The sequence below is a fragment of the Flavobacterium succinicans genome (genome assembly GCF_001662485.1).
Classification (GTDB): domain Bacteria; phylum Bacteroidota; class Bacteroidia; order Flavobacteriales; family Flavobacteriaceae; genus Flavobacterium; species Flavobacterium succinicans_A.
In genome coordinates, this window is record NZ_JMTM01000017.1 from 365,492 (window position 1) to 380,923 (window position 15,432).

Annotated in this window: 8 protein-coding genes and 1 pseudogene; 7 read left to right on the top strand and 2 right to left on the bottom strand. The window is 34.7% G+C overall.

The annotated features are described in order from the left end of the window. Positions 1 to 70: 70 nt before the first annotated feature. The 4 genes and pseudogenes from FLB_RS03805 to FLB_RS03820 form a co-directional block, all read left to right on the top strand. The gene (locus tag FLB_RS03805; RefSeq protein ID WP_064714626.1) at positions 71 to 3,511 is read left to right on the top strand and encodes a methylmalonyl-CoA mutase family protein; all 3,441 of its coding nucleotides are present in this window, start codon (positions 71 to 73) and stop codon (positions 3,509 to 3,511) included. A 475-nt stretch (positions 3,512 to 3,986) separates the two neighbouring features. Further along, complete coding sequence (locus FLB_RS03810; protein ID WP_064714627.1) at positions 3,987 to 8,063, top strand: S8 family serine peptidase; 4,077 nt, start codon at positions 3,987 to 3,989, stop codon at positions 8,061 to 8,063. 2 nt (positions 8,064 to 8,065) lie between these two features. After that, positions 8,066 to 11,086 (top strand): Ig-like domain-containing protein, encoded by a 3,021-nt coding sequence (locus tag FLB_RS03815; RefSeq protein WP_082923201.1) that lies wholly within the window; start codon positions 8,066 to 8,068, stop codon positions 11,084 to 11,086. 46 nt (positions 11,087 to 11,132) lie between these two features. Beyond that, positions 11,133 to 11,363, top strand: a pseudogene (locus tag FLB_RS03820) (hypothetical protein); the annotation flags it as partial. A 90-nt stretch (positions 11,364 to 11,453) separates the two neighbouring features. Here FLB_RS03820 and FLB_RS03825 read toward each other — a convergent pair. After that, entirely contained in the window at positions 11,454 to 11,849 is a 396-nt protein-coding gene (locus tag FLB_RS03825) for a FimB/Mfa2 family fimbrial subunit (protein WP_064714630.1), read from the bottom strand. A 184-nt stretch (positions 11,850 to 12,033) separates the two neighbouring features. On the opposite strand from FLB_RS03825, the gene FLB_RS03830 reads away from it, so the two are divergent. The 3 genes from FLB_RS03830 (at position 12,034) to FLB_RS03840 (ending at position 14,396) form a co-directional block, all read left to right on the top strand. Then, positions 12,034 to 12,906: an AraC family transcriptional regulator gene (locus FLB_RS03830; RefSeq protein ID WP_064714872.1), complete on the top strand. Its 873-nt coding sequence runs from the start codon at positions 12,034 to 12,036 to the stop codon at positions 12,904 to 12,906. 66 nt (positions 12,907 to 12,972) lie between these two features. Then, positions 12,973 to 13,824 carry an alpha/beta hydrolase gene (locus FLB_RS03835; protein WP_064714631.1) on the top strand — a complete coding sequence of 284 codons (852 nt, stop codon included), beginning with the start codon at positions 12,973 to 12,975 and terminating at the stop codon, positions 13,822 to 13,824. 74 nt (positions 13,825 to 13,898) lie between these two features. Beyond that, positions 13,899 to 14,396 (top strand): hypothetical protein, encoded by a 498-nt coding sequence (locus tag FLB_RS03840; protein ID WP_064714632.1) that lies wholly within the window; start codon positions 13,899 to 13,901, stop codon positions 14,394 to 14,396. A gap of 68 nt (positions 14,397 to 14,464) precedes the next feature. On the opposite strand, the gene FLB_RS03845 is transcribed toward FLB_RS03840, so the two are convergent. Further along, positions 14,465 to 15,418 (bottom strand): TerC family protein, encoded by a 954-nt coding sequence (locus tag FLB_RS03845; RefSeq protein WP_064714633.1) that lies wholly within the window; start codon positions 15,416 to 15,418, stop codon positions 14,465 to 14,467. Between the last annotated feature and the right edge of the window lie 14 nt (positions 15,419 to 15,432).

The window sequence follows — 15,432 nt, forward strand, 5'->3', positions numbered from 1 at the left end:
ATTCAATAAAATGCTAATTTTTATTTTAAAAAATGTGTAATTTGGCGCTATTAATTATCATATTCATAAAATGGAACCACAAAAACCTTATATTCCTGTTAATAAAGTAAGAATTGTTACCGCAGCCTCTCTCTTTGATGGTCATGATGCCGCCATAAATATTATGCGCCGTATTATTCAATCAACTGGAGTGGAGGTAATTCATTTGGGGCATGATCGAAGTGTAGAAGAAGTAGTAAATACTGCCATTCAAGAAGATGCCAATGCTATTGCAATGACTTCTTATCAAGGGGGACATAACGAATATTTTAAATACATGTACGATTTGCTTCAAGAAAAAGGAGCAGGACATATCAAGATTTTTGGAGGAGGCGGAGGCGTTATTTTGCCTTCAGAAATTGAAGAATTACATCAGTACGGTATCACCAGAATTTATTCTCCAGATGATGGTCGCGCAATGGGATTACAAGGAATGATTAATGATTTGGTCGAACATTCTGATTTTGCTATTGGTGATCAATTGTCTAATGAATTAGAATTAATTGAAGATAAAACACCAACTGCTATTGCGAGATTAATTTCGGCGGCTGAGAATTTTCCTGAAATTGCAAAACCAGTTTTTGATACAATTCATACTAAAAATGAAACTTCTAAAATTCCTGTTCTAGGAATTACAGGAACTGGTGGTGCAGGAAAATCCTCTTTGGTGGATGAATTGGTAAGACGTTTTTTAATTGATTTCCCCGAAAAAACAATCGGATTAATCTCTGTAGATCCATCAAAACGTAAAACAGGTGGCGCCTTGTTAGGCGATAGAATTCGTATGAATGCAATCAATAATCCTAGAGTTTATATGCGTTCGTTGGCAACACGTCAATCTAATTTGGCTTTATCTAAATATGTTGCCGAAGCGATTCAGGTACTTAAGGCGGCAAAATATGATATTATTATTTTAGAAACTTCAGGAATAGGGCAATCGGATACTGAAATTATGGACCATTCAGATGTTTCATTATATGTAATGACACCTGAATTCGGTGCAGCTACGCAATTGGAAAAAATTGACATGCTTGATTTTGCCGATTTAGTAGCCTTGAATAAATTCGATAAGCGTGGTGCTTTGGATGCGCTTAGAGATGTGAAAAAACAATACCAACGCAATCATAATTTATGGGATGTAAATCCAGATGAAATGCCGGTTTTTGGAACGATTGCTTCTCAGTTTAACGATCCAGGAATGAACACGCTCTACAAATCGATTATGGATAAAATTGTAGAGAAAACGAGTTCGGACTTAAAATCGACTTTCGAGATTACTCGTGAAATGAGCGAGAAAATTTTTGTCATTCCACCACATCGTACCCGTTATTTATCTGAAATAGCGGAGAACAACCGTAAATATGATGAAACGGCTTTAAGTCAAGAGCAAGTGGCTCAAAAGTTATACGGAATTTATAAAACAATCGAAACAGTTTCTAATAAGAAGCCAGAACTCAATAAAGCTGGAATTGATGACGCGTCTGTATTGCCATCTGTTACAGCGTCGCATGATGAAAACCGTATCTTTTTGAATTTACTTTTGAATCAATTCGACAAAGTAAAAATGGATTTAGATCCTTACAATTGGGAAATGATTCTGACTTGGGATGATAAAGTGAATAAATACAAGGATCCAGTTTATACTTTTAAAGTTAGAGATCGTGAAATCAAAATGGCGACGCATACCGAAAGTTTGTCGCATTCACAAATACCCAAAGTTGCTTTGCCAAAGTATAAAGCTTGGGGTGATATTTTGCGTTGGTGTTTGCAAGAAAATGTTCCAGGAGAATTTCCATTTACTGCAGGATTGTATCCTTTCAAACGCGAAGGAGAAGATCCTTCTAGAATGTTTGCAGGTGAAGGTGGTCCAGAGCGAACTAACAAACGTTTTCATTATGTAAGTGCAGGTTTACCAGCCAAAAGACTTTCAACAGCTTTTGATAGTGTGACTTTGTACGGAAACGATCCACACATTCGTCCTGATATTTATGGTAAAATCGGAAATGCAGGAGTTTCTATTTGTTGCTTGGATGATGCTAAAAAACTGTATTCCGGTTTTGATTTAGTGCACGCTATGACTTCGGTGAGTATGACTATCAATGGACCAGCGCCTATGTTGCTTGGATTCTTTATGAATGCGGCTATCGATCAACAATGTGAGATGTATATCAAGCAGAATGATTTGGTGGAAGAAGTCGAAGCTAAAATTAAAGTGATTTACCAAGAAAAAGGAGTAGAGCGTCCAAAATATCAAGGTGATTTACCAGAGGGGAATAATGGTTTGGGATTACTGCTTTTGGGAGTAACAGGGGATCAAGTGTTGCCATTGGAAATTTATAATGAAATAAAAGCCAAAACATTAGCGCAAGTTCGTGGTACCGTTCAAGCGGATATTTTAAAAGAAGATCAAGCACAAAACACTTGTATTTTCTCTACGGAGTTTGCGTTACGACTAATGGGCGACGTTCAGGAATATTTTATTTCTAAAAATGTTAGAAATTTCTACTCAGTTTCAATATCTGGTTATCATATTGCAGAGGCAGGAGCTAATCCTATTACGCAATTGGCTTTTACTTTGGCCAATGGCTTTACTTATGTTGAGTATTACTTGAGTAGAGGAATGAATATTAATGATTTTGGACCGAATTTATCGTTCTTTTTCTCGAATGGTGTAGATCCAGAATATGCAGTTATCGGACGCGTTGCCAGAAGAATTTGGGCGAAAGCTTTGAAAAATAAATATGGAGCCAACGAAAGAGCTCAGATGTTAAAATATCATATTCAAACCTCAGGACGTTCTTTGCATGCTCAGGAAATTGATTTCAATGATATTCGTACGACTTTGCAGGCTTTGTATGCGATTTATGACAACTGTAATTCCTTACACACCAACGCGTATGACGAAGCGATTACAACGCCAACTGAAGAATCGGTGCGTAGAGCTATGGCTATTCAGTTGATTATTAATAAAGAATTAGGTTTGGCTAAAAATGAAAACCCAATTCAAGGGGCTTTTATCATCGAAGAATTGACCGATTTGGTGGAAGCAGCCGTTTTACAAGAGTTTGACAGAATTACAGAGCGTGGTGGAGTGCTTGGAGCTATGGAGACAATGTACCAACGTTCTAAAATTCAAGAAGAAAGTTTGTATTACGAAACACTAAAGCATACTGGTGAGTTCCCAATTATTGGAGTAAACACTTTCTTGAGTTCTAAAGGATCTCCAACGGTAATTCCAGCGGAAGTGATTCGTGCTACCGAAGAAGAAAAGCAATACCAAATCACCATGTTGAATAACTTGCAAAAAGCAAATGCTGATTTGGTTGCACAACATTTGAAAACCTTACAAGAGGCAGCCATTAAGAATGAAAACATCTTCGATCATTTGATGGAAGCGACAAAGGTTTGTTCTTTAGGACAAATTACGGCTTCTTTGTTTGAGGTGGGTGGGCAGTATAGGAGGAATATGTAATCCTAAATTTATTAAAATACAAAAAGAAAGGCTGTCAATACTGACAGCCTTTCTTTTTGTATTTTAAATAGAATTTAAAATCTAATACTAGGATACATGCTCTTTTTGGAAGAGATTCTGTTTTTAATGTGTGAAAATAAATTGTAATTCTAGTCAATACCTTATTGAATCATTGTTTTTTATTAAAATTTAATTTAGTTGTGTTTTGTATTTAAACTACGCGTCATTATAATAATGTCTAAAATTGGTTGTGATTTTTTTGGGAATAAGTGGTATATGTCGTTAAGATAAGTGGACTAAAATATGATGTTTGATGAAGTATGTGTGTTATAATTAAAATAATTAAAATAATTAATTATATTTGCTTTATTGTCAAATTTTAACATAAATTTAATTACAAATTACTAAAAAAAATACAACTTTTAATGTTTTGTTGGTCAAGGTGTTGTGTATTTTTTTTGAATTATCTTTTATTATGAAAAAAACTTTATTGCTAATGTTTTTGGTTTCTCAGTGTATCTGGTCACAAAAACATGATCCACGTCAGGATATGATGAATTTTACTCCGGGAAAGATCATCGTTAAATTAAAAGACAATGTTAATGCGAAAATTTCCTATACGAGCAAAGGTGTGGGTACAACTAGCGAAAACATTGGTAAACTGCTAGGGATTGAAAACAAAGTGGCGACATCAACAGTGATGTTTTCGCAGCAGTCTGTTGAAAAAAGCGCGATGCGAAAACAAGCTGGTTTTAAAGACAGTAGATTAAAGGAAGTACATTCTTTGAAAAACACTTTTGTACTCGATTTAAAAGATAAACAAGAGAATGTTTTAGCGCTTGCGGAAAATCTTAAAGCAAATCCAAATGTAGAGTATGCCGAACCTGATTATAACTATAGTGTAAATGACTTTACAGTTGATTCGAAAATCTACACGGAAGCCGATTTAAAAAATACAAAAGCAACAACTACACTTGTTACTCCAAACGACCCTTTGTTTAGCCAACAATCTAACATTGCAGCAACACACCTTAACGAAGTTTGGGATACCTATGGTACAGGTAATGGTTCCCAAACTATTGCCATTTTGGACACAGGAGTAGATTACAACCACCCTGATTTGGAAGCTAATATCTGGACAAATACCAAAGAGTTGAATGGTATTGCTGGATTTGACGATGACGGCAATGGGTTTATAGACGATATACGAGGCTGGGATTTTATCAATAATGATAATGTACCACTTGATGATAATATGCATGGGACGCACGTAGCAGGAATAGCTGGTGCAGTAGGTGGCAACAATCTTGGAGTGGCCGGTGCTGCATGGAATGTCAAACTGATGCCTCTAAAAGTTTTTCAAAGCAATGGTGAGGGAAATGCAAGCACCATTGCTTTAGCTGTGCAATATGCTAGTATTAATGGTGCGACTATCATTAACATGAGTTTTGGTTCTTTTGCTGAATCGATAACCTTACGTAATGCCTTAGAAAATGCCTATGCCACTAGTGTATTGGTTGGTGCAGCTGGGAATGATGGAAAATGCATAGGACCTGGTCGATGCCTAGATAATTTACCAGGAGTTCCATTTTACCCTGGGGCGTACTCTTTTGTTTTGGGAACCCAAGACATCGCTCAATATTCAAACTATGATCAAGATGGCCCCATCTTTTCGGGCTATCCTAATTTGTTAAATTATGAAGTTAAGGCTCCGGGCTCTGGGATCATGAGTACGGTACCCAATGGAGGATATCGTTCTTTGACTGGTACTTCTATGGCTGCTCCTTTGGTTTCTGGTGGTATTGCATTATACTTGCAACAAAAACCGAACGATAGTAAAGAATTGTTGTTTGGTAATTTAATAAATACCTCATCTTCGTTTGTGAATTTCAAAGCGGCTATGGAGGTTACTCCAACACCCGAATTGAAAGTCTTGTCTGCTATCAACAAGGACAATAGCAATGGGCAAAACGGAAATGGCTTCTTGGAACCGAATGAAATTGTGGATGTTTTTCCACTCATTAAAAACTACTGGGGACCGACTACAGATGTAAGGATAGGGATTGAATTTGCGGAATTTGAAGACCAATCGAAAGCCACTATTCTAGTACCCGAAATAGCTATTGGCTCCATAAAGGCCTATGCAAGCCTGCAAGATTTGACAAAGTCATTAAAAATACAAATTGCACCAAATGTAGCCAATAATGTCAACATCAAGTTTATTTTAAAAGTGTGGTCGGGTCCAAATAAAGAGTTTCTAACTTCTAGGGAATATGTGATTACTGTAAAGAATTCTATTCTTTTATTTGGGATTATAAATAAAGATATGACTCTGTATGCCAATAAGGAATACTTGGTGTCCGATAATGTTATTTTTTCTGAAAATGCGACCATAACTATTGAACCTGGAACGACTATTAAAATTGCTGATAATAAAAAAATTTCTTTATTTGATAGTTCTCGCATCGTTGCTTTAGGCAATAGAGAAGGAGTAATTACTTTTCAAAATGAGGCAAATTTCTGGTCTGGATTTGAATTTTTGAGTGATAATCCAAATGCCTCAATATTATATTTTGTTACATTTAAAGGTGTATCTTCAAGTTCTCTTTTTGGGAGTAATTCAAGAAATATAAACGCTTCCAATTTACTAGTTGCTTCAAGTTTTTTCCAATTTTTAATTTATAGTGATAATACCATTTTTTCCAAAAGTAATTTTTATTATAATAAGACTTGGCGTTTAGGATATAACCTATCAGTTAGAGGTAGTAATTTAAATATAATAAAGAACAATCCAGATTATGCAGGAATTCTTTTTAATCAAGATTATAACTATTTTAGTGAATTAAATATATTTGATAATGTACTTTCTTTTGATATTAATTGTGATAGAACCACAAAGCCAATTTCTGCTTATTTGGGCACATCAGACCAATCTAAATATAGAAGAGAGGTAAGAGATGTACTGAACTATTCAAGTTATTCTGGACTAATGAATACAAGTAGTATTTCCAAAATTCCTTACGAAGAAAACCACGGTATAGTTTGGAAAGTACTAGTAAATGGTAAAGATGCCCAAGATGAGTATGAGCAATTGGATCCAGTAGGAATAGGTACGCATCAATTTGATATCTATTTTAACAGAGCAATGGATACTAATTATCCGCCACAAATAAGTTATGGAGTAAGAGAACCATACAACCAAAAAATTATTGCAGAAAAAGGGACCTGGTCACCTGATGCTAAAATTTACAGCGTGACACACGAAGTAAAAATTGGAGCTGCTGATGGAATCAATAGGATACGAGTAGAAGGTGCCAGAGATTTGGATTATTTTGATATTCCTGTTGAGGATTACAGGTTCAATATGTTGGTGCAAAGTGCAGGATCTGCCTCTACAGGTTTTGGGGCTACTCCTGGTTTAGGAAAAATTGTATTAGATTGGCAGGCGCCTTCGGGTACTGTACTCGAAGATGTTTTGGGGTACAATATGTATCGTTATAAAGCTAATACAGATGGCTCGTTTACAAATCCAATAAAGATAAACCAAAATCTTATTCCAACAGCAATCTATACTGACTTTGATGTGGTAGAAGGGCAAAACTATTACTACCAATATAAAATTCTTAGAACCAATTTAGAAGAAACCGATTATTCGAAGGTGGTGGCTTCTAGTCCACTGACCTCAAAGCTTGGAGATGGTAATGGTGATTTCGATGTGAATGTAATGGATTTAGTGCAGTCTGTGGATTATATTTTGGGTAACAACCCGACTCCTTTTATTTTCAAAGCAGCTGATGTCAATGCAGACCAATCCATCAATGTTTTAGATATTGTTGGAACGGTTGATATCATTTTAAAACCTAAAACAGGAAAAACAGCGTCTGCCAAAAACAACATCACCTTTTACTCCAAAGAAGCTATTGGTGAGGCATTGTTTTATTGGGAAGGAAATGATTTATATGTGGAATCAAAAAAAGCTATAGGAGGTGTCCAACTTGCATTCAATGCGGATTTCGATTATACAAAATCAGCTGCCGTTTCTGGTTTTGAATCGATTGCTTATACACAAGACAATCAAAAAGTTATTATGATCTATAGTTTTAATGGTACTGCGATTCCAGCTGGAAAAACCAAGCTTTTAACCAAAAATGCGGCTGTAGAAGGAGATTTAGATATTAGCAAAGCGGTGGTAGGAACACCAAATGGTAGCAAACTAAATGCACTATATAATAAAAACGCAATACCTGATATTAATGCACCTGTGCAAACTAATTTTTCTGTCATCACTAGTCTGTCTCCTAATCCAACCAAAGGAACAGTGAATATAGAGTACTACTTGCCAGAAAAGATGGATGCCGTTTCATTCAGTGTTTTTGATTTACTAGGTCAAAAAGTATGGAATCAAGGTAATTTTAAAAATACCGTGGGTTATGGCACGGCCAATCTAGAATTGAACAATCTTAGCAGCAATGTGTATATTTTGGTCATGGATGTGGAGAGAAATGGAGAACTAAAAGATAGAATTGTTAAAAAAATAATTGTTAAAAAATAACAATGAAATGTAAACTTTTTTTCTTAATGGTCTTAATCATTTTAGTACCATTAAAATTTCTGGCTCAAAATACGCTTTCCTTTCAAGCTGTTGAAGTTGGAACTGGTTCTGATTTTGAGATAAGCATTTCATTGCAAAATCAAGATCATATTGCTGCTTTGCAATTTGACCTGAGTTACAATGCAACTGCAATTGAATTATTGAGCGGCCATGTTTTAACTAGTATGGCCCCTAACCATTCCCTTTCCGTAAGCAATCCGTTGCCTGGAATAGTACGAGTTATCATTTATTCGGCATCTAACGCAGTGCTAAATCCGATCTCGGGTCTATTGGTGCGGCTTAAAATGAAATCGAAAACGGTAGCGGGTACTTTTAATTGTAGTTTTAGTAATGTAATTGGATCCTCTGCACTAGGGACTGAGATTCCTATCACAGGTAGCAATCAAAATGTTGTAGTAAAAGGCCCGATGCTCGCCCTTTTGAACAGCAGTATAGATTTTGGTAAAACTCCAATAGGGAGTACCCCAACACGCCAAATTTCGATTCAAAACACTGGCAATCTTCCTTTGGTACTTAGCGGAAATACCTCGATTCCACCTTTTGCTTTTCTTGATACGTATCCTGTTAGCATAAGTCCAAACGAAACCAAGAACCTAACATTTGGGTTAAATACGGCTACCAAAATAAATACTACGTTGCATCTTGGGTTTCAAAATAATGACCCAGATCCCATCAGAAACATACAAGCTATTGCCGTAAGTGCAAAAGTTTATGCTGTTAATGAAATTCATATTGGTAACGGCAGTGGCACTATTAATACCGAAATTGAGATTCCAGTTTATGTCAATAACATGGAAGCTTTTAATGGTTTTCAATTTGATGTTTTGCTTCCCGCTGATATCACCTATGTGAACAATTCTATTATACAATCCTCACGGTTTAATGGTCATAGTATTAGTGCTTCTGTTGTAAATGGGAATACCTTGCGGTTTATCGCATTTTCAAGTTCAAACAAAGAGTTCAATGGAAACAATGGCGAATTTTTTCGATTCAAATTAAAGCCTGCGGTTTCGTCAGGGGTTTATAATTTGAGTATTTCCAATCCGATACTTTCTAATACCACATTGGGTAATATTGTGTCGGATGCATTCAATGGTTCTATACAAATTAACGCACCAAATCTAAGTTTAAGCACTAATTCCATCTCTTACGGAAACATTCCTATTACAGAATCAAGAACAACTGATGTGACTTTATATAATACAGGTTCTTCGCTTCTGATTATAGATTCGATCGTAACCTCTTCTAGCCAAATGGTCATAAGCACTCCTTTGCCAATTGAGATTGTACCCGGTGCAAGTATAATGGTGGAGCTCAAATATAAGCCAACGAATAGTGGTTCTTTTTCTGAAACAATTTCTTTTAGATATAACGGTTCCGATTTACAAAAAATAGTAAATGTTCAGGCTTCTGTTTTTTCTCCTAATTATATAATGATTCAAAACCAAGTGGGAATTAAAAATCAATTGAATAATTTTTCAATCCTACTCAAGAATAATGATGCCGTAAGAGCAGTACAGTTTGACGTTGAACTTCCTTCTGGTTTTATTTTACAATCCTCAAATCTCACAACTACAGCGAGGTCAGCAGGTTTTAATGTGTCGGCTTCATTATTAAGTGGAAATAAATATAGGATTTTGTTGTATAGTTTCTCTAGTGCATCTATAAGTGCAGGTAGTGAATCAATAATAAACTTCCCTGTGTTTTTAAATGCTAATCTCAGTTCCGGGAATTATTCTTTTGTTTATTCCAACGTTATTTTTAGTAACACTTCAAATCAAAATATCGCTAGTATAGCATTAGAGGAAGGGAAAATAACACTCAATGACGCGCCAATAGCAGTTGCCGATCAAATCACAGTAGCCGAAGCAGGTACAGCAACTACTCTTGTTGGAGGTGCAGCTAGTGTGTTGACCAACGATACCGATGTAGAAAACAATCCACTTATTGCGGTCTTGGTATCAGGTGTAAGCAACGGTACTTTGACTTTGAACAGTAACGGAACTTTTAGTTATGTACACAATGGTTCTGAAACAACTTCGGATAGTTTTACTTATCAAGCAAATGATGGAAAATTAAATAGCAACACAATTACAGTTACTATTACAGTTAGCCCAGCGAATGATGCTCCAATAGCGGTTGCCGATCAAATCATAGTGGTTGAAGCAGGCACAGCAACTACTCTTGTTGGAGGTGCAATTAGTGTTTTGACCAACGATACCGATGCAGAAAACAATCCACTTAGTGCTGTCTTGGTATCTGGTGTAAGCAATGGAACTTTGACTTTGAACAGTAACGGAACTTTTACTTATGTTCACAACGCTTCTGAAACAACTTCGGATAGTTTTACTTATCAAGCAAATGATGGAAATTTAAATAGCAACACAATTACAGTTACTATTACAGTTAGCCCAGCGAATGATGCTCCAATAGCGGTTGCCGATCAAATCATAGTGGTTGAAGCAGGTGCAGCAACTACTCTTGTTGGAGGTGCAATTAGTGTTTTGACCAACGATACCGATGCGGAAAACAATCCACTTAGTGCTGTCTTGGTATCTGGTGTGAGCAATGGAACTTTGACTTTGAACAGTAACGGAACTTTTACTTATGTTCACAATGGTTCTGAAACAACTTCGGATAGTTTTACTTATCAAGCAAATGATGGATACAGGAATAGTAATGTTGTGATAGTGTCAATTTCAATTACAAAAAATCTATCAACAGATTCCTATGAAAAAACAATCGAAGTCGTAGCACATCCAAATCCAACAAGAGATATTGTTGAAATCGCAATACCTGAAGAATTGGTTTTGGAAAAAATTGAATTGTATAATAGTTTAGGTGAATTGGTAGGGCGATATAGTACAAATATAATTCCGTTTCAAAATTTTGCTACAGGAAATTATTTTTTAAGAATATTTACATCGAAAGGGAGTATTTCAAAAAAAATAATTAAGATGTAACTATTGTAGTTTTCTGAAAGTAGTTAAATAAATAGTGACAATGCCAAAAGTTATTCGTGCTACCGAAGAAGAAAAGTAATACCAAATCTCCATGTTGGATAATTTGCAAAAAGCGAATGCTGATTTGGTTGCCCAACATTTGAAAACCTTACAAGAAGCAGCAATCAACAATGAGAATATCTTCGATCATTTGATGGAAGCAACAAAAGTTTGTTCTTTAGGGCAAATTACGGCTTCTTTGTTTGAGGTGGGGGGAAAGTACAGAAGAAATATGTAATGCTGAATAAGTTTTAAAAAAAAAAGGCTGTCCAAAAGAATTTTGGGCAGCCTTTTAAAAAGTATGAATTTTTTATTGTCGAAGTACTATTTAATTAGAAGCAACATTTTGGTTTGCAAATGAAGTCTTGTAAACCTCTAAGTAAGCTCTTTTGCTCAATGAAGATTCAGAGGCTGATACTTTTATTTCGTGTGTTACTTCTTTAAGATCAGTTTTTACTACTAATGTGTAAGTTCCCATTGGTAATTCATCTAAGTTGTAGTTTTTTACAATTCCATTCTGACCCAAAGCTTTTTCAGAAAAAATTAAGTTATTTTCTGCATCATATATAGCGATGCTGGCTTTTTCAATGCCATTCATTGCAAAACTAATTTCGTTTCCTTTTCCTTTTTTTACGTTTAGCAAAAAATCTCCATCTACTGCATAAGTATTTAAACTTGCTAATGCAAATACTGCTACTAAACCTAATTTTTTCATCATTTTCATAATCTCTTTATTTTAATTATTAGTCATTAATTATTTTGCTAAATTACGCTGATTTTAAAAGAATTAGCGCAACATGTTTTTCATATATGTGTGTTATTTTACCATTTAAGAAAACGTTTTATGTTAAATAAAGGTAAAATTGAGTTGTGATTTAGTAGTTTTGTTTGTAATCAATGCTGAAGTAATGAAAAAAGTAGAAGCTGCATTAGAAGTAATTTCTCCGTCTTATGGTAGTTCGTTTACCATAGCTAAATATGATGAAAGTACCAACAGTAAAGCACATCTTTGGCATTATCATCCAGAAATTGAATTGGTTTATGTGCATGGAGGATCCGGAAAGCGTCAAATAGGAAGTCATCTTTCCTATTTCACTGATGGTGATCTTATATTGATTGGTAGTAATTTACCTCATTGTGGTTTTACCAATTCCCAGACGGGTAATGAATCTGAAACGGTGATTCAAATGAAACCTGATTTTTTGGGGAATGATTTCTTTTCTATTCCTGAAATGGCAGCAGTAAAGAATTTGTTGCAACAAGCAAAAGCAGGCATAGCTTTTTTGGGTGAAACTAAAGAAAAAATTGGTGCAAAAATTGAATTGATGAATCAAATGAATCCTTTTGATAGGTTGATGGCACTTTGGAGCGTACTTCATGATATGAGTGTGTCTAATGAAAATCTTGTTTTGAATGCTGTTGGTTTTTCTTTAGAATTGCAAGTCCAAGATAACGACAGAATTAATGTGGTCTTTAATTATGTAAAAGATCATTATCAAGAGCCTATTGCATTGGAAGAAGTGGCCGATTTGGTGAGTATGACGAGTCCTTCTTTTTGTAGGTATTTTAAGAAAATAACTAATAAGACTTTTACCACTTTTGTAAACGAATACAGAATCGTACATGCATCTAAGCTTTTAGCCGAAAAACCCATGAGTATTAATGAGGTGTGTTTTGAGAGTGGTTTTAATAATTTTAGTCATTTTAATAAATCGTTTAAAGCTTATACAGGCAAAAGTGCTTCTCAATACCGTAACGAATTGAAAACAATTTTAAAGTAAGTTGTTATATTTTATCGAAGTTTCAAACTTTAAGTTTTGTAAATTGCAGTATATAAATTTTTTAAAATGAAAAAACTGAAATCCATAATCTATTGGTGTTTATTTTTTAGCAGTTCATTTCTTTTTGCAGCCAAAGTCGATACACTTCAAGTAGCAAGTATAGCGATGCATAAAACATACAAAGCCGCAGTTGTGCTTCCAAATTCTTATGCAAAAAGCAAAACAGCATATCCAGTTTTATATTTGTTACATGGCGCTTACGGTCATTTTAATGATTGGTTAAGTAGAACGCCCAATAAAGATTTAGTCAAAAACCTTGCGGATCAATATGATCTGATTATTGTAATGCCAGAAGGAGAAACGTTCAGTTTTTATTTGGATAGCCCTGTAAATTCGGAAAGCCAATTTGAGACATTTATCACCAAAGAAGTCATTAGTACTGTTGATAAAACATACAGAACAATTGCAGATAAACGTGCTCGTGTTATCACGGGTTTGTCTATGGGAGGTCATGGTGCTCTTTATTTATCTGCCAAACATCCAGATTTGTTTTGTGCGGCTGGAAGTATGAGTGGTGCTGTTGATATGAGTGCTATGCTTAATAGAGAATCATCGGCACAAGTAGTACAACTAATGCAACCTGTTTTTGGTGATCAAAGCGCTAATCGAGAGATGTATGTGAAATACTCCGTTTTACAATTAATAGATTCCATAAAGTCTAATAAATTGCCTTTAGTACTAGATTGTGGTGTTGATGATTTTTTAATTGAACCCAACAGAGAATTACACCGCAGATTGCTATATAATAAAATAGAACATGACTATACCGAGCGTCCTGGTGCACATACCTGGGAATATTGGGAAAACGCCTTGCCATTTCATGTTTTGTTTTTTAATAAAATAGTGTCTAGAAAATAGTCAATTTGGTTTATTTCAAAACTTTGGTTCGATTTTTGAGCAGCGCATTACATAACATAAAAAAATAAATAATTATGAAACGAATAATTACATTATTTGCTATTATAGGATTAGTAGCATTTTCAGGTTGTACAAATGAAGACAATGTAGATTCAGATACTATTGCTGAAGTGTTTGAGTTAAAGAATGTTAATTTTGATTATAATGCAACAGATGGTTATAATATTTATAGATCTTTAAATCCTAAAATTTTTTCCTCAGATGTTATTCTAATTTATCGAATGATTGGAACTATTGATGCTTCTACACCTGTTTGGCAGCAAATTCCAAGAACTTTGTATACATCTCAAGGGGAGTTGGATTATGATTTTGATTTCAGTAAAGAGGATTTTACAATCTATGCTGGCGGAAATTATAACTTGGCTTTGACGCCGCAATTTCTAAATAATCAAACTTTTAGAATTGTGATTGTACCTGGTTATTTCTCCAAAACTTTGGATACAAATAATTACATATCAGTAATGAAAGCCTTGAATTTGAAAGAAAATCAAGTACAACAAATTAGATTATAGTTGTACTTCGAAATTGAATAAAAAAAAAGCTGTGAATTCTAGATCTCACAGCTTTTTTTGTGCATTTATTATTCAATTATATCTTCATCTTTGCTGAGTTTTAAAGAAACTAGTACACCGGTAAGTAGTGATAGGGCAATAAATCCAAGCGAAGCCCATTCAGGAACTTCAATGTAATCATGGAGTAGCATTTTTAAACCTACAAAACTTAAAATAGCGATAAGGCTATATTCTAGATAACTAAATTTGGCCAACATATTTGCTAAAAAGAAATACATAGAACGCAATCCTAAAATAGCAAAAATGTTTGAGCTAAATACCAAAAAGGGATCTGAGGTAATGGCTAAAATGGCAGGAACACTATCAACGGCAAACAACACATCCATTACTTCAATAACTATTAAGGCTACAAAAAGAGGAGTCGCGTGATTCTTGTCATTGATTTTAATAAAAAAATGTTCCTTGTCTGTATGTGAAGTTAAAGGCATGATTTTGCCAAGAGTTTTGTAAATAAAAGATTCTTTAGGTTCAAATTCATCATCTTCGCCAGCAAAAAACATCTTGATGGCAGTAAAAAGCAAGAATGCTCCAAATAAATAAGTGGTCCAAGCAAATTTATTGATAATTAACACGCCAAAGAAAATCATCAATCCTCTAAAAACGATAGCACCTAAAATTCCCCAAAAGAGCACTCGATGTTGATACTTCTGTGGAATTTTGAAAGCAGAAAAGATAATGGCAATAACAAAAATATTATCCACACTCAATGATAATTCAATTAAGTAGCCTGTAATGAATTTCATTGCAGCTACAGTAGGTTTTAAGGCGGTTGGATTTTCAACATATCCATAATTGTAAAGCCAATAGATTACTCCCGAAAAAATCATGGATAAAGTGAACCATATTAAAGTCCATTTGCTGGCTTCTTTAGTATTGATTATATGAGGATTTTTATTAAAGACACCTAAATCTAGTGCCAAAATACCCATAATCAGTGTGATAAATAAAATCCAAACAAGCATAAATATAAGATTAG

What these genes read in the sequence shown, in the direction of transcription:
- FLB_RS03805 (WP_064714626.1), top strand. Translation starts at nt 71, where the DNA reads ATGGAACCACAAAAACCTTATATTCCTGTTAATAAAGTAAGAATTGTT.
- FLB_RS03810 (WP_064714627.1), top strand. Translation starts at nt 3,987, where the DNA reads ATGAAAAAAACTTTATTGCTAATGTTTTTGGTTTCTCAGTGTATCTGG.
- FLB_RS03815 (WP_082923201.1), top strand. Translation starts at nt 8,066, where the DNA reads ATGAAATGTAAACTTTTTTTCTTAATGGTCTTAATCATTTTAGTACCA.
- FLB_RS03825 (WP_064714630.1), bottom strand. Translation starts at nt 11,849, where the DNA reads ATGAAAATGATGAAAAAATTAGGTTTAGTAGCAGTATTTGCATTAGCA.
- FLB_RS03830 (WP_064714872.1), top strand. Translation starts at nt 12,034, where the DNA reads ATGAAAAAAGTAGAAGCTGCATTAGAAGTAATTTCTCCGTCTTATGGT.
- FLB_RS03835 (WP_064714631.1), top strand. Translation starts at nt 12,973, where the DNA reads ATGAAAAAACTGAAATCCATAATCTATTGGTGTTTATTTTTTAGCAGT.
- FLB_RS03840 (WP_064714632.1), top strand. Translation starts at nt 13,899, where the DNA reads ATGAAACGAATAATTACATTATTTGCTATTATAGGATTAGTAGCATTT.
- FLB_RS03845 (WP_064714633.1), bottom strand. Translation starts at nt 15,418, where the DNA reads ATGCTTGTTTGGATTTTATTTATCACACTGATTATGGGTATTTTGGCA.